The organism is Staphylococcus sp. FSL W8-1270 (assembly GCF_038007165.1).
GTDB lineage: Bacteria > Bacillota > Bacilli > Staphylococcales > Staphylococcaceae > Staphylococcus > Staphylococcus hominis.
Genome location: NZ_JBBOWQ010000001.1, coordinates 767,474 through 786,517 on the forward strand (window position 1 = coordinate 767,474; position 19,044 = coordinate 786,517).

General features: G+C 31.0%; 20 protein-coding genes. 14 read left to right on the top strand and 6 right to left on the bottom strand.

The window, feature by feature from the left end:
- The first annotated feature begins 416 nt into the window (after positions 1 to 416).
- The 3 genes from glmS (at position 417) to NSU06_RS03810 (ending at position 4,026) form a co-directional block, all read left to right on the top strand.
- Positions 417 to 2,222: a glutamine--fructose-6-phosphate transaminase (isomerizing) gene (gene glmS / locus NSU06_RS03800; RefSeq protein WP_017176081.1), complete on the top strand. Its 1,806-nt coding sequence runs from the start codon at positions 417 to 419 to the stop codon at positions 2,220 to 2,222.
- Positions 2,223 to 2,242: 20 nt separating this feature from the next.
- On the top strand, positions 2,243 to 3,103 hold the full coding sequence (locus tag NSU06_RS03805; RefSeq protein WP_017176082.1) for an ABC transporter ATP-binding protein: 861 nt from the start codon (positions 2,243 to 2,245) through the stop codon (positions 3,101 to 3,103).
- Positions 3,104 to 3,165: 62 nt separating this feature from the next.
- Complete coding sequence (locus NSU06_RS03810) at positions 3,166 to 4,026, top strand: Cof-type HAD-IIB family hydrolase (RefSeq protein ID WP_017176083.1); 861 nt, start codon at positions 3,166 to 3,168, stop codon at positions 4,024 to 4,026.
- A 57-nt stretch (positions 4,027 to 4,083) separates the two neighbouring features.
- Here the strand turns inward: NSU06_RS03810 and NSU06_RS03815 are convergent, their stop codons facing one another.
- Positions 4,084 to 5,136, bottom strand: a complete 1,053-nt coding sequence (locus NSU06_RS03815; protein ID WP_017176084.1) for a lytic regulatory protein — start codon at positions 5,134 to 5,136, stop codon at positions 4,084 to 4,086.
- Between the two features lie 128 nt (positions 5,137 to 5,264).
- On the opposite strand from NSU06_RS03815, the gene NSU06_RS03820 reads away from it, so the two are divergent.
- Positions 5,265 to 5,999 (top strand): metallophosphoesterase family protein, encoded by a 735-nt coding sequence (locus tag NSU06_RS03820; RefSeq protein WP_002448650.1) that lies wholly within the window; start codon positions 5,265 to 5,267, stop codon positions 5,997 to 5,999.
- An 84-nt stretch (positions 6,000 to 6,083) separates the two neighbouring features.
- Here the strand turns inward: NSU06_RS03820 and czrB are convergent, their stop codons facing one another.
- The 3 genes from czrB to NSU06_RS03835 are packed head-to-tail and all read right to left on the bottom strand — an operon-like array spanning position 6,084 to position 7,497.
- Positions 6,084 to 7,037 (bottom strand): CDF family zinc efflux transporter CzrB, encoded by a 954-nt coding sequence (gene czrB / locus NSU06_RS03825; protein WP_017176085.1) that lies wholly within the window; start codon positions 7,035 to 7,037, stop codon positions 6,084 to 6,086.
- Positions 7,030 to 7,167: a hypothetical protein gene (locus NSU06_RS03830; RefSeq protein WP_017176086.1), complete on the bottom strand. Its 138-nt coding sequence runs from the start codon at positions 7,165 to 7,167 to the stop codon at positions 7,030 to 7,032. Before NSU06_RS03830 ends, czrB begins: the two co-directional genes overlap by 8 nt.
- Positions 7,168 to 7,170: 3 nt before the next feature.
- Positions 7,171 to 7,497: an ArsR/SmtB family transcription factor gene (locus NSU06_RS03835; protein WP_002448641.1), complete on the bottom strand. Its 327-nt coding sequence runs from the start codon at positions 7,495 to 7,497 to the stop codon at positions 7,171 to 7,173.
- Between the two features lie 155 nt (positions 7,498 to 7,652).
- Between NSU06_RS03835 and NSU06_RS03840 the strand changes: the two genes are divergently transcribed.
- The 5 genes from NSU06_RS03840 (at position 7,653) to NSU06_RS03860 (ending at position 12,552) form a co-directional block, all read left to right on the top strand.
- Positions 7,653 to 8,309, top strand: a complete 657-nt coding sequence (locus NSU06_RS03840) for an NAD(P)-binding oxidoreductase (RefSeq protein WP_002448697.1) — start codon at positions 7,653 to 7,655, stop codon at positions 8,307 to 8,309.
- Positions 8,310 to 8,650: 341 nt separating this feature from the next.
- Positions 8,651 to 9,583: a type I phosphomannose isomerase catalytic subunit gene (locus NSU06_RS03845; RefSeq protein ID WP_017176087.1), complete on the top strand. Its 933-nt coding sequence runs from the start codon at positions 8,651 to 8,653 to the stop codon at positions 9,581 to 9,583.
- A gap of 398 nt (positions 9,584 to 9,981) precedes the next feature.
- Positions 9,982 to 11,355: an EVE domain-containing protein gene (locus NSU06_RS03850; RefSeq protein ID WP_049382646.1), complete on the top strand. Its 1,374-nt coding sequence runs from the start codon at positions 9,982 to 9,984 to the stop codon at positions 11,353 to 11,355.
- 150 nt (positions 11,356 to 11,505) lie between these two features.
- The gene (locus tag NSU06_RS03855) at positions 11,506 to 11,901 is read left to right on the top strand and encodes a thiol-disulfide oxidoreductase DCC family protein (protein ID WP_019835530.1); all 396 of its coding nucleotides are present in this window, start codon (positions 11,506 to 11,508) and stop codon (positions 11,899 to 11,901) included.
- A gap of 210 nt (positions 11,902 to 12,111) precedes the next feature.
- Positions 12,112 to 12,552 carry a Dps family protein gene (locus tag NSU06_RS03860; RefSeq protein ID WP_017176090.1) on the top strand — a complete coding sequence of 147 codons (441 nt, stop codon included), beginning with the start codon at positions 12,112 to 12,114 and terminating at the stop codon, positions 12,550 to 12,552.
- An 85-nt stretch (positions 12,553 to 12,637) separates the two neighbouring features.
- On the opposite strand, the gene deoD is transcribed toward NSU06_RS03860, so the two are convergent.
- Entirely contained in the window at positions 12,638 to 13,348 is a 711-nt protein-coding gene (gene deoD / locus NSU06_RS03865) for a purine-nucleoside phosphorylase (protein WP_017176091.1), read from the bottom strand.
- 146 nt (positions 13,349 to 13,494) lie between these two features.
- Here deoD and deoC point away from each other — a divergent pair, with 146 nt between their 5' ends.
- The 4 genes from deoC to NSU06_RS03885 all read left to right on the top strand — a co-directional run bounded on the left by deoC (position 13,495) and on the right by NSU06_RS03885 (position 17,069).
- On the top strand, positions 13,495 to 14,157 hold the full coding sequence (gene deoC / locus NSU06_RS03870; protein WP_017176092.1) for a deoxyribose-phosphate aldolase: 663 nt from the start codon (positions 13,495 to 13,497) through the stop codon (positions 14,155 to 14,157).
- A 61-nt stretch (positions 14,158 to 14,218) separates the two neighbouring features.
- The gene (locus NSU06_RS03875; RefSeq protein ID WP_017176093.1) at positions 14,219 to 15,520 is read left to right on the top strand and encodes a pyrimidine-nucleoside phosphorylase; all 1,302 of its coding nucleotides are present in this window, start codon (positions 14,219 to 14,221) and stop codon (positions 15,518 to 15,520) included.
- 11 nt (positions 15,521 to 15,531) lie between these two features.
- Positions 15,532 to 16,716 carry a phosphopentomutase gene (deoB, locus tag NSU06_RS03880; protein WP_019835529.1) on the top strand — a complete coding sequence of 395 codons (1,185 nt, stop codon included), beginning with the start codon at positions 15,532 to 15,534 and terminating at the stop codon, positions 16,714 to 16,716.
- 2 nt (positions 16,717 to 16,718) lie between these two features.
- Positions 16,719 to 17,069 (top strand): DoxX family protein, encoded by a 351-nt coding sequence (locus NSU06_RS03885; RefSeq protein WP_017176095.1) that lies wholly within the window; start codon positions 16,719 to 16,721, stop codon positions 17,067 to 17,069.
- A 66-nt stretch (positions 17,070 to 17,135) separates the two neighbouring features.
- Here NSU06_RS03885 and NSU06_RS03890 read toward each other — a convergent pair whose 3' ends face one another.
- Positions 17,136 to 17,606, bottom strand: a complete 471-nt coding sequence (locus NSU06_RS03890; protein ID WP_049419941.1) for an S-ribosylhomocysteine lyase — start codon at positions 17,604 to 17,606, stop codon at positions 17,136 to 17,138.
- 259 nt (positions 17,607 to 17,865) lie between these two features.
- Between NSU06_RS03890 and NSU06_RS03895 the strand changes: the two genes are divergently transcribed.
- The gene (locus tag NSU06_RS03895) at positions 17,866 to 19,041 is read left to right on the top strand and encodes a M20 family metallopeptidase (RefSeq protein ID WP_017175111.1); all 1,176 of its coding nucleotides are present in this window, start codon (positions 17,866 to 17,868) and stop codon (positions 19,039 to 19,041) included.
- The last annotated feature ends 3 nt before the right edge of the window (positions 19,042 to 19,044 follow it).

Here is a 19,044-nt window from a genome sequence, read left to right on the forward strand (position 1 = left end):
TGAATTAAATATAATAATATTTGCAAATAATTATTAGAAAAGGGTAAAATAGAGAGTATTGGAAGAAAGGAGGATAGATGTAATAAAAATAAAATAAAGCGCCTGGACAAATAATTAAAATGTTAACCATTTAGTATTAATTAAGAGAATGCTAATAGACATATTAATTATATTGTAGACGAGGAGAATAGTTATCGATATAATCGGCGGATGCTATTCCGGATGTGGCACATTCGTTAGCTTATTATTTAAAACATATAGGTAACTAGATGTACAAATATAATAAGAACGCCAAATAGAAAACATAGAAATATGATGTTTAGAATCCAATACAATAAAACGAGCAATGTCTAATTAAAAAATTTTATATAACAGATAAAATTATCATATGACTATGTAATGGAGGAAAAAGAAATATGTGCGGAATTGTTGGATATATTGGCTTTGATAATGCCAAAGAATTATTACTATCTGGTTTAGAAAAATTAGAGTATAGAGGATATGATTCAGCAGGAATTGCTGTTGTCAATGATGAAGGGACTACTGTATTTAAGGAAAAAGGTCGTATTGCAGAATTAAGAAAAGTAGCAGATAGCAATGACATTGATGGTCACATTGGTATTGGTCATACTCGATGGGCTACTCATGGGGTACCTAGTCATATTAATTCACATCCTCATCAATCAAATAATGGACGTTTCACTTTAGTGCATAATGGTGTAATTGAAAATTATGAAGAACTAAAAAGCGAATACTTATCAGATGTAACGTTTAAATCAGAAACTGATACAGAAGTTATCGTTCAATTAGTAGAATATTTTTCAAATAAAGGTTTAGAAACTGAAGAAGCATTCACTAAAGCAGTATCTTTATTAGATGGATCGTATGCTTTAGGTATGTTAGATTCTGAGGATGAAGACACTATTTATGTAGCTAAAAATAAATCACCTTTACTTGTTGGTATTGGTGACGACTTTAATGTTATTGCTTCAGATGCATTAGCAATGATTAAAGTTACAAATCAATATAAAGAAATTCACGATCATGAAATTGTTATTGTTAAAAAAGAAAGTGTAACAATTAAAGATAAAGATGGAAATATTCAAGATCGCCCAACGTATACTGCTCAAATAGATGCATCAGATGCTGAAAAAGGTATTTATGATCACTATATGTTAAAAGAAATTAATGAACAGCCAGCAGTAATGCGTCGTATTATTCAAGAATACGAAGATGAAAATGGAGATTTAAATATTGATTCTGAAATTATTAAAGATGTATCGAATGCAGATCGCATTTATATTATTGCTGCAGGAACAAGTTATCATGCTGGTTTAGTTGGTAAAGAATACCTTGAAAAACTATCTGGAGTGCCAACTGAAGTTCATGTGGCATCAGAATTTGTTTATAACATGCCATTATTATCTGAAAAACCTTTATTTATTTATATCTCTCAATCAGGAGAAACAGCTGATAGCCGTGCAGTATTGGTTGAAACAAATAAATTAGGCCATAAGTCTTTAACAATTACAAATGTAGCAGGTTCAACGTTATCTCGTGAAGCTGATCATACGTTATTATTACACGCAGGACCTGAAATTGCTGTTGCATCAACTAAAGCTTATACAGCTCAAATTGCTGTATTATCAATTCTTTCTCAAGTTGTAGCTAAAGCACATGGACGCAATAACGGTATTGACTTATTAAGAGAATTAGCAAAAGTAACAACTGCAATTGAAACGATTGTAGATGATGCACCAGTAATGGAAAAAATTACTAAAGAATTCTTAGAAACGACTAGAAATGCTTTCTTTATTGGTCGTGCGATGGATTACAATGTAAGTTTAGAAGGAGCATTAAAACTTAAAGAAATTTCATATATTCAAGCTGAAGGATTTGCTGGTGGAGAGTTAAAACACGGTACTATTGCTTTAATTGAAGATGATACGCCAGTCATTGCGTTAGCTACGCAAGAAAATGTGAATTTATCAATTCGTGGTAATGTTAAAGAAGTAGTAGCACGTGGCGCTAAACCTTGTATTATTTCAATGGAAGGTTTAGAAAAAGATGGAGACACATATGTGATTCCTCACGTACACGAATTATTAACGCCTTTAGTATCAGTAGTAGCGCTACAATTAATCGCATATTATGCAGCTTTACACAGAGGATTAGATGTTGACAAACCTCGTAACTTAGCTAAATCAGTTACAGTTGAATAATTCAAAAAGCTGGGACATGGATGACATGTCTCAGTTTTTTATTTGATTTGTTAAATAATCAGAATCATCATACAATTATTTTAAGTAGAGGTGATCATTTGATAAATTTAAAACATATCTATAAAAAGAAACACGGAAAAACAATCATTAATGATTTAAATTGGCATATTGAAGCGGGAGATAATTGGATTCTTTATGGGTTGAATGGTGCAGGAAAAACAACACTATTAAATATCATGAATTCTTATGAAAGTGTATCTCAGGGTGAAATAGAATTGTTTGAAATGATACCAGGTAAAAAAGGATATTCTGCAGAAAACGTTCGTCAACATATTGGATTTGTTTCGCATAGTTTATTAGAAAAATTTCAAGACGGTGAGAAAGTGATTGATGTCGTATTAAGTGGCATATTTAAATCTATCGGTCTATATAAAGAATATTCTGATGAACATACTAAAGAAGCAGAAAAATTATTAAATTTAGTAGGAATGTTATCATATAAAGATCAATATTTAGGATATCTCTCAACAGGACAAAAACAAAAAGTAATGATTGCTCGCGCGCTTATACATCAACCTGATGTACTTATTCTTGATGAACCAGCATCAGGATTAGACTTTTTGGCTAGAGAACAGTTATTATATTTATTAGAAAATTTAAATAAGACATACGCTCATTTGACGATGATTTACGTGACTCATGTCATAGAGGAAATTATTCCATTATTTAGTAAGATATTTTTATTAAAAGAGGGTAGTTGTTTTGGTAAAGGAATAACAAAAGATATTTTAACTGATTCGATGATGTCTAAATTTTTTAATAACCAAATTGAAGTTATTCAATATAGAAATCGATATCATCTTTATATAAAACATAATTGAGTTTGCACTTTGGTTAAATAAATGTCACAATTTTAAGAAAGAGTTAGATGGAGGGTATCACGATGGCATTAGAAAATATTAAAGCAATATTCTTAGATATGGATGGAACACTATTGCATGAAGATAATAAAGCGACTGTAAAAACAAAAGAAGTAATTGATCAGTTAAGAGAAAAAAATTATAAGGTATTTCTAGCAACAGGACGTTCTTATTCTGAAATTCATAGTCTAGTACCAAAAGGTTTTAAAGTAGATGGTATGATTAGTTCTAATGGAACAAGAGGCGATATTGAAGATACAATTTTATTTAAACATAGTTTGACAATAGATAGTGTAAAAAAAATCGTGCAACTAGCTCAACAACAACACATTTATTATGAAGTTTTTCCTTTTGAAGGAGATAGAATTTCATTAATTGAAGATCAATCATGGATGGAAGATATGATTGATAGTGAACATCCACAAAATGAAGTGAGTGAAAGTGAATGGAAATCACGTCGAGATGCCATGAATGGTAAAATTAATTGGAGAAAAGATATTCCAAATGACGACTATTCTAAAATTTATCTATTCAACAAAAAGTTAAATAAAATTAAAACGTTTAGAGATGAATTAATACAAAATAAAGTGTTATTAAATATTAGCGTATCTAATTCTTCAAGGTTTAATGCTGAGACGATGGCTTATCAAGTGGATAAAGGCACTGGAATTAAAGAAATGATAGATCATTTCGATATTAAACAAGAAGAAACACTTGTTATTGGTGATAGCGATAATGACAGAGCAATGTTTGAATTTGGAGGATACACTGTTTCAATGAAAAATGCACGTCCAGAAATTCAGTCTATTACTGATGATACTACACAATATACAAATGAAGAGGATGGCGCGGCTTTATATTTAGAACAACATTTTTTAAATTAAAATAAGGTAAGAAAGTAGGAGAAACCTGCTTTCTTACCTTTTGTGTTAAATAGTGATTTATTTATCGTTATTCAAATTTTTTTGATGATTTAAGTCTTCTTTAATATGATTTTTTGTCTCATTAAAAGATGAAGGGTCGTTTTTTAACGCTTCTTTTTTATGATTTTTTTCTTTTCGTTTACTTTTTTTCTTTTCTTTTACAGGTCTATTCACATTCTCACCGCGACGTAAGAAATATTGAACAATACCCATTAGAATTATAAAATATAGAATTAAACGTACAATAATAATAAGCGTTTGAGCAATAATTAAAATCACTTGTGCTACATTTTGGGACATATTTCCGGTTAATACAGTTAATATTGTACCAAGTGGTTGTGTAATGATAATAATGAGTAGGTTAATTAATAAGATAGCTAAAAAGAATTTGAACCAAGTTTTACGTCCATTTTTAATGCCTTTAAAGCCGTCTTTAAAATGACCTATAGCACTTAAGTCATTTTTACGTGCAAATGATACAGTATAATTAATCATTAATATAAAGAAGAACCAATATACGATTGAAAGAATGAATCCCATAATGATAATTAAGATAATTTGTACAGTAAGTAAAATGCCAATAGCGTGATCAGATGTACTTACTGACTGTTGAATAGATGTGAATAATGGTGTTAATGCTTTATTAAATAAAAAGTTTAATCCTAATGTGATTAAATATAATACAGCATAAACAATAATAGTAATAAAAGCTAAAAGAAGACCTTTAACATATTTTCCTTTTTTAAAAGCAAAAAATAAATCAGAAAATTGAACAGCTTCTTTTTCAATGGCTTTAGCCATAATATTAAAAGCCCCCGCAAGTAATTGATAACCTGCAAGTATAAAGAATAATAATCCTAAGACTAGGACGAGTATTATCATAGATAATGACGCGCCAGCTGACTGTTGAAATTGTGCTGCTAGTTGCATCTGCATAAAGTTTTGAACGAAGAAAGTTCTAGCAATCACAAATGCCACAAATACAATAATAAAACTTACTAAACTAAATAGTATTGTTTTTATGAGTTGTGACTTAGCATTTTTAAATGCTAAACTATGAAATTTAAACAAAATAAGCACTCCTTTACGTTAATATAATACACAATATCAGAATTTGTGATTTTTTTAAATTAATATCTAACAATATTATGTTTTAAGTGTTAAAATATGCTAATGATTTAATAATGAAAGGAGACTTTATGGTGAAATTTGCAATTTTAACCGACGTTCATGGTAATTTTGATGCCTTACAAACTGTTTTAGATGATATTGATAATAGAGAAGATATCGATCAAATCTTTAACTTAGGTGATAATATTGGAATTGGCCATGAAACCAATAAAGTATTAGATATGATTTTCGATCGAGATGATATGGAAATTATTGCTGGTAATCACGATGAAGCCATTATGTCAATTGTTAATGGTACACCGTATCCAGAAGATTTAAAAAATAAATTTTATGAACACCATCAATGGATTGAAAGTCGAATGGATGAAGATTACTATGATGTATTAAATACACTACCAAGATATTTAGAAAAAACAATTTGTGGGAAAAAATGTTTATTTATACATTATGAAATTGAAAATCAAAGATTAGAAGAGGGGATTGATAAACAACCATTTGAACCTATTGTAGATAATCAAAAAGAAGAGATAGTTAAATTATTTGAAGATAAGGATGCGGATTTTATAGCTTTTGGACATAATCATCAATTACACTTGTATGATGATAATAACAAAACCTATTTCAATCCTGGTTCAGTAGGACTTAATAATGGTAAATATGCCGTATATGGAATCGTCACAATTAACGAAAATGAGTTTAGTGTTGAAAGAGTAAAATTACCGTATGATAATGAAGAATTTCTTCAAGGATTTGATGAAAAACATGTACCAGGCAAACAATTTATTTTCGATTATTTTATATAAGTAAAAAAAGTCGAGCAGAAACTAATATGAATTCTGTTCGACTTTTTACTTATATTGTAAACTGCGGACATTGTTTGTGTAGTCTTAATGATGAGCGTGCTCTTTATGTAATCCAGAGCATAGTACTGAAGTATCGTGATCATGTTGGGCTGTTTCTAATTGAATTGTCATATGTTGTATATTTAAGTGAAGTAATTCATGTTCTATTTTTTTAAGAAGTCCTTCACAGTCCTGAACAGACATAGTTTCAGAGACGACTGCATGACAACTTAACGCATTCATATCATTTGAAATAGTCCAAACGTGATAATCATGGACATTATAAATTTCATTATGATTTATAATTGTACTAATGATTTTATCTAAATTGACGTCACTTGGTGTACCTTCCATTAAAATATTAAGTGACGAACGTGAAATACCGATTGCACTTTTCAATATAATAATGGAAACTAGAATGCTTGCGATAGGATCAGCAATTGTAAAGTTAAATACGTATATAAGAATAGATGCTATAATGGCACCTAATGAACCAAGTAAGTCTCCTAAAACGTGAATAAAAGCACCGCGCATATTTAAGTTATGTGACGTATCACCGCTTTTAAACATGATTATTGCAACGATAATATTCACTATAAGTCCAATCACACTAATAATAAACATTTCAGTGGATTGCACTTTAATAGGATTGAAAAATCTTCTAATCGCTTCGATGATAATGACGCCACTAATAATTAATAAAGTTATACCATTAAATAAGGCAGCTAAGACTTCAAAACGCTTGTAACCGAATGTTTTAGTTGAAGTAGCATTTTTCTCTGCATAAATAAATGCGATTAAAGCAACTCCTAGTGAAACAGTATCGCTAAACATATGAAGTCCATCTGATAATAGCGCAAGACTATTAGCGATAAATCCTCCTAAAATTTCAACAATCATAAATAAGCCTATAATAATAAAAGAAATTGTTAATATCTTTTTGTTATTGGTATGGACATGATTATGAGTATGGTTATGATGGTGTGTGTGATTAGACATTTATTATTCCTCCTAAAATTTCAACAATCATAAATAAGCCTATAATAATAAAAGAAATTGTTAATACCTTTTTGTTATTGGTATGGACATGATTATGAGTATGGTTATGATGGTGTGTGTGATTAGACATTTATTATTCACCTCTTTGATGATGAGCATGTTGAATGGCTTGTTTTAATAAAGTAGAAACATGTTGATCGTCTATAGAATAAATCATGGATTGTCCATGACGTGACGATTTAACGAGGCCTGCTTGTTTTAAACTCTTTAATTGATGCGATACATTTGATTGAGTTAATTTTAATGTATGCGTAATATGCCCAACACTAGCTTCACCTTTATATAACAATTCTAAAATACGTAAACGGTTATAATCGCTTAACGCTTTAAATGTCTCAGTTAAACGGTTAAGCATGTATTCATCTATAAATATATCTCTATCTTTATTTGTATTGGACATCACATGAGACCTCCTCTTTAATATATTAATATATATTCATATATTAATATATAGTGTCCTTGTCTAAGTGTCAATGATATATAGTAAATAAGTTTAAAAATGATACTAAGTGGTATTAATAAACTATGAAATGAATTGAAGGAGGAAATAAGTTTATGAGTATATTAGTTATTGGTGCTAATGGTGGCGTAGGTTCTAAATTGGTTAACCAATTAAAAGAAGATCAAGTTGATTTTACAGCCGGTGTTCGTAAAGAAGAACAAGAAAGTGCGTTAAAAGATCAAGGTGTTAATGCCATTTTAATAGATGTAGAAAAAGATAGTATTGATGATTTAACTGAGAAATTCAAAGGCTTTGATAAAGTTATTTTCTCAGTTGGTTCAGGTGGTAGCACAGGTGCTGATAAAACAATCATTGTTGATTTAGATGGTGCAGTGAAAACGATTGAAGCAAGTAAAAAAGCAAATGTTAAACATTATGTAATGGTTTCTACTTACGATTCACGTCGTGAAGCATTTGATGCAAGTGGAGATTTAAAACCTTATACAATTGCAAAACACTATGCAGATAATCATTTAAGAAATTCTGGACTAACTTATACAATCGTTCATCCAGGTGGTTTAGAAGATAAATCAGGTACTGGTGAAATTAAAGCTGACTTGTATTTTGATGAAGGAAGTACAATTCCACGCGAAGATGTGGCTTCTGTATTAAAACACGTAGCGACTTCTGAAAATAAATTTGAAAATAAAGAATTTCAAATTCTTTCAGGGCATCAATCTATTCAAGAAGCATTATCTCGTTTTGAGTAGTTAAGTTAGATAATTAATTACAAATGAAAAGTTCTGTGTTAGAGTAGGACAGTGAGTTTTAAAACTTGCTGTTCTATTCTTTTTTATTAATATATATAATTTCTATTAAATTAATAATGAAATTGATATAATAAACATATGAGTGAAAATTTTTGTTTAACGATAGAAGCGAAACAGCTTTCATATAGAATTAGTTATCTGATATATTAAAAGCTTAAATAGATAGTAATTTAAAGATAAAGTGGGTCATCAATTGTTCTAATTATACATAATCATTTAAATACGATATTTCACTTTAAAATAAAGAGAGAAGCAATAACCGTGTTTTAGGAGGTGCAATCATGCCATTATTTTTAAAGCCTATTTTCTTTGAAAAAATATGGGGCGGTAATAAGTTAAATCAATTTAATTACGACATACCAAGTGAACAAACTGGAGAATGCTGGGGTATTTCTGCACATCCGAATGGAAAAAATATGATTGAAAATGGTCAGTATGCTGGTCAAACATTAGATCAAGTATGGAATGATCATAGAGAATTATTTGGAGACTTTCCAAGTAAAGATTTCCCTTTATTATGTAAAATAGTGGATGCAAGACATCCTCTATCTATTCACGTTCATCCTGACGACTCGTATGCATATGAATTTGAAAATGGTCAATATGGTAAGTCTGAATGTTGGTATATTATTGATGCAGAAGAAGACGCTGAAATTATACTCGGTACTTCTGCTGATTCAAAAGAAACATTTGAGAATAAGATAAAAGAAGACGCGGTGTTGGATGCAGTAGAAAGAATCAAAGTTAAACCAGGTGAGTTTTATTTTATACCAGCTGGAATGCTTCATTCTATAGGTTCTGGCGTTTTAGTATATGAAACAATGCAATCATCTGATATTTCATATAGAGTATATGATTATGAACGTAATCGAACTGATGGATCATCATTAGAAGTTAGCAAAGCATTAGACGTGATTCAATTTACTGCAAATGCACCTACTATAGTACCTGAAACTACAATTGTAGAAAATCATAAACGTAGCCAAATTGTATCTAATGACTTTTTTACAATGGTTAAATGGGAAATAAGTGGAACGCTTAATTATATGAAGCCTCGTGAATTTTGTCTTATTTCTGTATTAGAAGGTCGTGGACAAGTGATTACAGATGGTGAAATCTTTAAGCTAGAAAAGGGATCTAATTTTATTTTAACTTCTGAAGATTTAGATAGCGTATTTGAAGGAGAGTTCACTCTAATTATAAGTTATATTTAGTTAATCAATTTAATTTATAAGCAGACGTGTTGGAATAATTTCTATATCTAGCATGATTTTCTTGTGTGATAGCTGAATCTAGAAGTTTTTTATCTTCCGCTTCCTGTTAATCGGAAATCTAATAATGTTTAAATAATGAGATAGTATATTTTAATAGTGAAATGGAATTTTGTGAGGATTCATATGATTCTATTTCACTTTTTTGAATTTAAAAAGTGATTTAATAATACGTCAACTCTATTAAAAAAATATGATAAAATAAAAAAAACGAAATCTTATAGACTATTCATATATTTAAATTTAAGCGATCTAAAAATGACTAATAGGTGCTAAAATTAATATTAATATATACATGAATAAAGATGCTAAATTTAAAATAAGTAAGAAGGAGATTCTAGATGGCAGAAGAAGTAAATTACTTTTGGTTAAATTGTGGATATACAAGATGGAACCATAATGAACCATTAGTTGGACAAACAACTTTATTTGAGTCTGGAGCACAGTTCAATCCTACTCAGGGTTTTCGAGCGTTCAAAAAAGCTAAAATTGGCGATCAAGTGATTTTTTATCAAGTACAAACAGATACTGGATTATTAGGAATTGGGGAAATTATTAGTGTTCAAACAGGAGCACAAAATAAAATTAGAGTTGAATTTAAATTTAATGAAGAGTTAAAGCCTTTAACTACTGACTATTTAAAACGTAGTGAAGTGCTAGATTATCGAATGAATAATATGCGAGAAACGTTAATAAATCAACTCACAAAAGAGGAGTTTCAATTAATCGTTGAGTTAGGAAAAGGTAACATTCAATTACCTCGATATTTCTTTTTATCTGAAACTGAAAAATTTGAACCTGATACCCATTATACGATTTTTACACATACTTATAATGGAATTAAACGGAATGGTTATCATTTTTATAACCAATTAGAAGTAGGGGATAATTTAATATTTTATGATAAGAATAGTAATCAATCGGTCGTAGGAATTGGTGAAGTATCTCGTCATATTCATGAAAAACCTCCAATTCCTGGTCGTACTAATAGTACTGCAATTGAGATTTATTATGAAAAGAATATCACTCCTGTTACATTAGGAGCACTAAATAAACATCCTAAATTAAAGAACTTATACTTTTTACAAGAAAATGCTAAGCAAGCAATAGCAAGTATGAGTCAAGCACAATACGATGCTATTATAGACATGAGTGAAAATGATGGGATTAGAACACCATTTGAGACTATTAAAAAACCAGGATTCAATACGGATCATGATGAGACCATTAAACCTTTTATTTTACTCGTTGTAGATAAACGTGAAGAAGGTTTGAAAGCAGCCAATAATCTTTTACAAAAAACGAATGCTAATCCAGTTATTACTAGTGGTCACCCTGACTTTAGTGAAGATATGTTATATGGCAAATATCTACCTAATGAGACAGGTGCTTTATATTATAGAGAAGGTTTTATTACACAACTTATGCCTAAAAATGACAAAAGTTACTTAGTGATTGATAACTTTAATAGACTTGATCCAGATATATTTCAAACTTATATTAATGTTTTAGAAGGGTACGAAGTTACATTACCTAGATATAATAAAGACGGTAACATGATTACTTGGTCTCGTGAAAAAAATTCTTTTTATCATTTTAATCCTAATTGGCATATTATTGGCGTAACATACGAAAAGTTAGAAGATATCAAAAATAAATATTCACAACAATTTTTAAAATATACACGTATTGTAAAAGTGAACCATGATGCATAATGTCAAACAAGTTAGATAAAAACAGCATAATGTATAATTAGTTAAAGTGGATATAGAATTTGAAATAAATTCTATATCCACTTTTTCTGTGTTTAATGAGTCCTTGTAAAAGGAATATATTAAATAGGTTAAAAAGGAAGGTGACGGAACATGCCAATCGTTTATTACGATGGAAATTGTGTGTATTGTTATAATTATTGTATTTGGCTAATACAACATGGTTTACCTAAAAATTATGAGTTTGCGACTTTAAAAGGAGAGGCGGGACAACATTTATTTAAACAACATCCCGAAGCTAAAAATAAAAATAGTGTGATACTACAAGAAGGAGATCGTTTATATTACGAGACTACTGCAGTAGCAAAATTAATCACAACATTAAGTAGTAAAAAATGGTTAGGCATACTACTTAGAGTAATGCCATTACCAATAAGAAATTTAGGTTATCGACTGTTTGCTAATAATAGAGATAAAATGTGGAAAACACATTGGCATAAACCAAACGCATATGAAAAATCATTCTTTATTGATGATGATAGACAATAAATGAGAAAACTATTTTTTAATTGATAATATCTATATATTTTGATTATATATTATAAAGCTTTTGATAATGATTCTATATATTTATTCATAAGTATTAATGTTTTTTAATTGCGTGTGTAAAATGACTTTACAGATTATAATTATTATAATATAATTATGATTGTAAAAGAGAGACTTGACTGTATAAAAGTACAAAAAAGGAGAGATTCGATGACTCAACAAGATGTAGTAAAAGAATTAAATCAACAAGTAGCAAACTGGACAGTAGCATATACAAAATTACACAACTTCCATTGGTATGTTAAAGGTCCTAATTTCTTCTCATTACATGAAAAATTTGAAGAATTATACAATGAAGCTAGTCAATATGTAGACGATTTAGCAGAACGTATTTTAGCAATTGGAGGTAACCCAGTAGCAACATTAAAAGAAAGTTTAGAACTTTCAATTGTAAAAGAAGCAGAAACACATTACACTGCTGAAGAAATGGTTAAAGCTTTCTCTGAAGATTTAACTCAAATTTCTAAACAACTTGGAAAAGCAATTGAAGTTGCAGGAGAAGCAGGAGACGATGTTTCAGAAGATATGTTTATTGGCATGCAAACATCAGTAGATAAACATAATTGGATGTTTAAATCTTATTTAGTTTAAATATTCTATTTTAAAAAGAGCCATTGTGGACGATAAAACGTCTACAATGGCTCTTTTAACTTTTAATATTAACATTGATAAGTGATTATTCAGCGATTTCTAAAGCAATTTCCATCATTTGAGTAAATGATGTTTGACGTTCTTCAGCTGATGTAGCTTCATCTCTTAAGATATGATCACTTACAGTAAAAATACCTAATGCTTTTTTACCAGCATGAATTGCATTTAAATATAAGCCAGCTGATTCCATTTCAATACCTAAGATACCCATGTTCTTCCAACTATCGTTAAAATGTTTATCGGCATTATAAAACGTATCTGATGATAAAATATTTCCAACATGTGTAACTGCTCCGATATCATCAGCAACTTGTTTAGCTTTAGTAATTAACTCAAAATCTGCAATTGGAGCAAAGTGACCAGGAATATTAAATTGATCTACATAATTTGAATTAGTTGAAGCAGCTTGAGCAATAATGACATCATATAAATTCACATTCTCTTGTAATGCACCACATGAACCAATTCGAATAATTGTATCAACATCAAAGAAATTATAAAGCTCATACGAATAAATTCCAATACTTGGAATACCCATACCTGAACCCATTACTGAGATTTCTTTACCTTTATATGTGCCAGTGTATCCAAACATATTACGTACTTCATTAAATTGCTCAACATTTTCTAAAAAGTTATCAGCAATATATTTTGCACGTAATGGATCCCCAGGCATTAATACTGTTTTAGCAATTTTAGTTCCATTAGGTTGAATATGAGGTGTACCGTTTGTCATGAATATCTTCTCCTTAACATTTTTATTCAAAATAAAGATAACATTTGTTTAAAATTTTTGCGAATTTTTGTACTATATAAATGAGAGAAACATATAAATTATGTTAATACAGTTGGCTTTCGAGCAATACATTGGAGGAAATTTTTATGGAATATTCAAAATATATTGATCATACACTTTTAAAACCGGAATCAACACGTCAACAGATTGATAAAATTATTTCTGAAGCTAAGGCGTATCATTTTAAATCGATTTGCGTTAATCCAACCCACGTTAAGTATGCTTCTGAACAGCTTGTGAATTCTGATGTGCTTGTATGTACAGTGATTGGGTTCCCACTTGGAGCTACAACAACCGCTACAAAGATTTTTGAAACAGAAGATGCGATTAAAAATGGCGCGTCAGAAATTGATATGGTTATCAATATAGGCGCACTTAAAGATGGAAGATATGAAGACGTTCAAAAAGATATCGAAGGCGTAGTTGGCGCAGCTAATGGAAAAATAGTGAAAGTTATTATTGAAACTGTTCTTTTAACAGACGATGAAAAAGTGAAAGCAAGTGAACTAGCAAAAGCTGCTGGTGCAGATTTCGTTAAAACATCAACTGGCTTTGCTGGGGGAGGCGCTACACCAGAAGATGTGAAATTAATGAAAGACACTGTGGGAGACGAATTAGAGGTTAAAGCTTCAGGTGGCGTACGTAATTTAGAAGATTTCAATAAAATGATTGACGCAGGCGCTACACGTATAGGTGCGAGTGCTGGTGTCCAAATTATTCAAGGTTTAGAGTCAGATTCTGATTATTAATCATGCAGTTGATGTAACAGCATACAGATACAACAGCTTATTTTGAGAGGAGTTCAGAATGATGAGAATGATAGATATTATTGAAAAGAAACGCGATGGAAAATCATTATCTAAAGAGGAAATTGAATTCTTTATCAAAGGCTACACGGAAGGAGATATCCCAGATTATCAAGCCTCAAGTTTAGCTATGGCGATTTTCTTCCAAGATATGAATGAAGAAGAACGTGCAGCTTTAACTATGGCAATGGTTAATTCAGGTGATGTTATTGATTTATCAAAAGTCAATGGTATTAAAGTAGATAAACACTCAACTGGTGGCGTTGGAGATACGACGACATTAGTGTTGGCACCATTAGTAGCTGCAGTGGGAGTGCCAGTTGCCAAAATGAGTGGCCGTGGTTTAGGACATACGGGTGGTACGATTGATAAATTAGAATCTATTGATGGGTTTCATGTTGAAATCTCTGAAGCGGACTTCATTAAACTTGTTAATGAAGATCAAGTTGCAGTGATTGGACAAACAGGCAATTTAACACCTGCAGATAAGAAACTATACGCATTAAGAGATGTTACAGGAACAGTTAACTCTATTCCTCTAATCGCATCATCTATCATGAGTAAGAAAATTGCCGCGGGTGCTGATGCAATCGTCCTAGATGTTAAAACTGGAAATGGTGCATTCATGAAAACATTAGAAGATGCCGAGGCTTTAGCACATGCTATGGTTAGCATAGGAAATAATGTTGGTAGAAATACAATGGCTATTATTTCAGATATGAGCCAACCACTTGGTCGTGCGATTGGGAATGCTTTAGAATTAAAAGAAGCGATTGATACATTAAATGGTCAAGGACCTGAAGATTTAACTGAATTAGTATTAACGCTTGGTTCACAAATGGTCGTACTTGCTGAAAGAGCAAGTACACTTGAAGAGGCGCGTCAATTGCTCAATGAAGCCATTGAAAATGGCTCAGCATTAGATAAATTCAAAACATTTTTAGAAAATCAAGGTGGCGATGCTTCAGTTGTCGATTCACCGGAGTTATTACCGACTGCCGAATATCAAATTGATTATAAAGCAAAATCAAGTGGTGTAGTTTCAGAGCTTATTGCTAATGAAATTGGCGTTGCTTCAATGATGTTAGGTGCGGGAAGACAAACGAAAGAAGATGACATAGATTTAAGTGTTGGCATTGTGTTGAATAAGAAAGTAGGAGACAACGTCAATGAAGGAGAGTCTTTATTAACGATTCACAGTAATCGTGAAAATGTTGATGATGTAATTAAGAAACTTGACGAAAGTATCGAAATTAAAGCGCAAGCAAAAACACCAACATTAATTCATAAAATAATTACAGAGTAGGAGTGTTAAATATGACGACACCATTTAAAAGAGTACATTTAATTGTCATGGATTCAGTAGGTATTGGTGAAGCACCTGATGCTGCAGCTTTTAATGATGAAGGTTCACACACATTAAAACACACGTTAGAAGGTTTTAACCAATCATTACCTAATTTAGAAAAATTAGGATTAGGTAATATTGAAGATTTGCCAGTAGTCAATAAAGTTGAACAACCAGGTGCTTTTTATACTAAATTAAGTGAAGCTTCTGTTGGAAAAGATACGATGACAGGACATTGGGAAATTATGGGACTAAATATCATGCAACCATTTAAAGTTTATCCAAATGGATTTCCTGACGAATTAATTCAAGAGATTGAAGAAATGACAGGTCGAAAAGTTGTAGCAAATAAACCTGCTTCAGGTACTGCAATTATTGATGAATTAGGCGAACATCAAATGAAAACAGGGGATTTAATTGTTTATACTAGTGCAGACCCAGTACTTCAAATTGCTGCACATGAAGATATTATCCCACTTGAAGAATTGTATGATATTTGCGAAAAGGTTCGTGAATTAACTAAGGATCCTAAGTACTTAATTGGCCGTGTTATTGCACGTCCATATGTTGGTGAACCAGGAAACTTTACTCGTACATCTAATCGTCATGATTATGCTTTAAAACCATTTGGTAAAACTGTTATGAATACATTAAAAGATAGTGATTATGATGTTATTGCTATTGGTAAAATCAATGACATCTATGATGGCGAAGGTGTAACTGAAGCCATTCGTACAAAAAATAATATGGATGGAATGGATAAGTTAATAGAAGTTGTCAAAAAAGACTTTAATGGATTAAGTTTCTTAAATCTTGTTGATTTTGATGCTTTATATGGTCATCGTCGTGATAAAGAAGGTTATGCACAAGCCATTAAAGATTTTGACGAACGCTTACCAGAATTAATTGATAATTTACAAGAAGATGATTTAGTGATTATTACTGCTGATCATGGTAATGATCCAATTGCAGAGGGAACAGATCATACTAGAGAATATATTCCAGTGCTTATGTTTAGCCCTAAAATAGATGCATACCATGAATTATCAGGAGATACAACATTTAGTTCTATTGGTGCAACAATTGCAGATAATTTCAATGTTGAATTGCCAAAATACGGAAAAAGTTATTTAAAAGAAATGGGAGTTGAATAATTATGAAAATAATGAGATATTTGTTAGGTTTAGCATTTGGAACAGCAGGAATACTACATTTTACAAAGGAACGTCAATTTAGATCGATTGTACCGGAGTATTTACCATTACGAAAAACAGCAGTTTTAGTGACAGGCGTATTTGAAATGTTCTTTGGAGTTATGTTATTAGCTAAAAAACCTGCGGATTGGTTGAAAAAAGGTATTAATGCATTTTTACTTGCGGTTTTTCCAGGAAACATTTACATGGCAAGAAAGCAATTACCATTAGGAAATAAATCTATTCCTAAGTGGGCATTATACTTAAGATTACCACTTCAATTCATTTTAATAGCTATTGTAAAAAAATTATAATAAAACTTAAATAAACAATACCCTACCTAAAGCATTTAGGTAGGGTATTGTTTATTTAATTATTAATTATTTGCCTTCACCAAAAATGTCGTCCCATTGATTACGCTTATCTAAGAATTCTTTTGCGAGTGCTTTAGCACCTTCAAGAGAATGACTAGCAGCCCAACCGCATTGAACTTCATTGCAAGCAGGAACTTCTGTAGCTTCTAACACATCATTTAAAGTTTTTTCAATAATATTTAATACATCTTCATAATCATCGTGATCAATAAATGAAACATAAAAACCAGTTTGACAACCCATAGGACTTAAATCTACAACTTTATCAGAATGATTTCTAATATTTTCAGCCATTAAATGTTCTAATGAATGTAGCGCTGGCATATCCATATGCGCTTTATTTGGTTGTTTAAAACGTAAATCATATTTTTTGATAACGTCTCCATTAATCCCTTCCATTGTGCCTGCTAAGCGAATATATGGTGCAACTACTTTTGTATGGTCAAGATTAAAACTTTCAACGTTCATTTTAGTCATATTTATTTCCTCCTATAAATACATTGCTTGAATAATATGATTGTAACAAGAGTGCTAATCATTTACAATTTTCTTAATCAAGTAATTCAAATGCTTATTGTAAGAAAATTTTGTAAATTCAAATGAATGTGATGACAATCTATAGTAAATCCGATAAAATAAGTAATAATTAAATTTAAAGATACATCAAGAAATGGATTGACTTGATGTCTAAATAAATATGGATATTAATATTCGTGTATAAAAGGAGTATAGATTGATGAGTAGTAAACAAGAGATATTAGACTATATAGAGAATAAAAAGTACGATTATGTCGAAATAAGCCATCGTATACACGAGCGTCCTGAGTTAGGCAATGAAGAGATATTTGCATCAAGAACATTGATTGATCAATTAAGAGCAAATGATTTTGAGATAGAAACGGATATTGCCGGACATGCTACTGGGTTCATTGCAACTTACCAGTCTGAAAAAGAAGGACCAACTATAGGATATTTAGCTGAATATGATGCTTTACCTGGTTTAGGTCATGCATGTGGCCACAATATCATTGGGACAGCAAGTGTATTAGCAGGAATAGCACTTAAACAAGTCATCGATCATGTTGGTGGAAAAGTAGTTGTATTAGGATGTCCTGCCGAAGAAGGTGGAGAAAATGGAAGTGCAAAAGCTTCATATGTAAAAGCCGGTGTGATTGATGATATTGACATTGCACTTATGATTCATCCTGGAAATGAAACATATCCAACGATAAATACATTAGCCGTTGATGTGCTTGATATTAAATTTTATGGTAAAAGCGCCCACGCTTCAGAAAATGCGGATGAGGCTTTAAATGCATTAGATGCGATGATTTCTTATTTCAATGGTGTAGCTCAATTACGTCAACATATTAAGAAAAGTCATCGTGTACACGGTGTAATTTTAGATGGAGGTAAAGCTGCTAATATTATACCTGATTATACACATGCGAGATTTTATACACGTGCCACTACTAGAAAAGAACTTGATATTTTAACAGAACGTGTTAATCAAATTGCAAGAGGTGCAGCCATCCAAACGGGTTGTGACTATGAATTTGGTCCTATTCAAAATGGTGTAAATGAATTTATAAAAACACCTAAACTAGACGAATTATTTGAAAAATACGCCATAGAAGTTGGCGAAGAAGTAAGTTATGATGATTTTGGTTTTGGTTCGACAGATACAGGAAATGTTAGTCATATAGTTCCTACGATTCATCCACATGTTAAAATTGGTTCAAGAAATTTAGTAGGTCATACACACCGTTTTAGAGAAGCAGCTGCAAGTGTTCATGGTGATCAAGCTTTGATTCGAGGCGCAAAAATTATTGCTCTTATGGGACTAGAATTAATTGAAAATAAAAAACTATTTGATGAGGTTGTAGAGCAACATTCTCAAATAAAGGGGTAAATA

Bases quoted from the DNA above. Each gene is read 5' to 3' on its own strand.
- deoC (WP_017176092.1), top strand. From the start codon at position 13,495: ATGGAATATTCAAAATATATTGATCATACACTTTTAAAACCGGAATCA.
- czrB (WP_017176085.1), bottom strand. From the start codon at position 7,037: ATGTCTAATCACACACACCATCATAACCATACTCATAATCATGTCCAT.
- NSU06_RS03860 (WP_017176090.1), top strand. From the start codon at position 12,112: ATGACTCAACAAGATGTAGTAAAAGAATTAAATCAACAAGTAGCAAAC.
- deoD (WP_017176091.1), bottom strand. From the start codon at position 13,348: ATGACAAACGGTACACCTCATATTCAACCTAATGGAACTAAAATTGCT.
- NSU06_RS03810 (WP_017176083.1), top strand. From the start codon at position 3,166: ATGGCATTAGAAAATATTAAAGCAATATTCTTAGATATGGATGGAACA.
- NSU06_RS03805 (WP_017176082.1), top strand. From the start codon at position 2,243: ATGACATGTCTCAGTTTTTTATTTGATTTGTTAAATAATCAGAATCAT.
- NSU06_RS03875 (WP_017176093.1), top strand. From the start codon at position 14,219: ATGAGAATGATAGATATTATTGAAAAGAAACGCGATGGAAAATCATTA.
- NSU06_RS03895 (WP_017175111.1), top strand. From the start codon at position 17,866: ATGAGTAGTAAACAAGAGATATTAGACTATATAGAGAATAAAAAGTAC.
- NSU06_RS03845 (WP_017176087.1), top strand. From the start codon at position 8,651: ATGCCATTATTTTTAAAGCCTATTTTCTTTGAAAAAATATGGGGCGGT.
- glmS (WP_017176081.1), top strand. From the start codon at position 417: ATGTGCGGAATTGTTGGATATATTGGCTTTGATAATGCCAAAGAATTA.
- NSU06_RS03840 (WP_002448697.1), top strand. From the start codon at position 7,653: ATGAGTATATTAGTTATTGGTGCTAATGGTGGCGTAGGTTCTAAATTG.
- NSU06_RS03890 (WP_049419941.1), bottom strand. From the start codon at position 17,606: ATGACTAAAATGAACGTTGAAAGTTTTAATCTTGACCATACAAAAGTA.
- NSU06_RS03850 (WP_049382646.1), top strand. From the start codon at position 9,982: ATGGCAGAAGAAGTAAATTACTTTTGGTTAAATTGTGGATATACAAGA.
- NSU06_RS03835 (WP_002448641.1), bottom strand. From the start codon at position 7,497: ATGTCCAATACAAATAAAGATAGAGATATATTTATAGATGAATACATG.
- deoB (WP_019835529.1), top strand. From the start codon at position 15,532: ATGACGACACCATTTAAAAGAGTACATTTAATTGTCATGGATTCAGTA.
- NSU06_RS03820 (WP_002448650.1), top strand. From the start codon at position 5,265: ATGGTGAAATTTGCAATTTTAACCGACGTTCATGGTAATTTTGATGCC.
- NSU06_RS03855 (WP_019835530.1), top strand. From the start codon at position 11,506: ATGCCAATCGTTTATTACGATGGAAATTGTGTGTATTGTTATAATTAT.
- NSU06_RS03830 (WP_017176086.1), bottom strand. From the start codon at position 7,167: ATGTCTAATCACACACACCATCATAACCATACTCATAATCATGTCCAT.
- NSU06_RS03885 (WP_017176095.1), top strand. From the start codon at position 16,719: ATGAAAATAATGAGATATTTGTTAGGTTTAGCATTTGGAACAGCAGGA.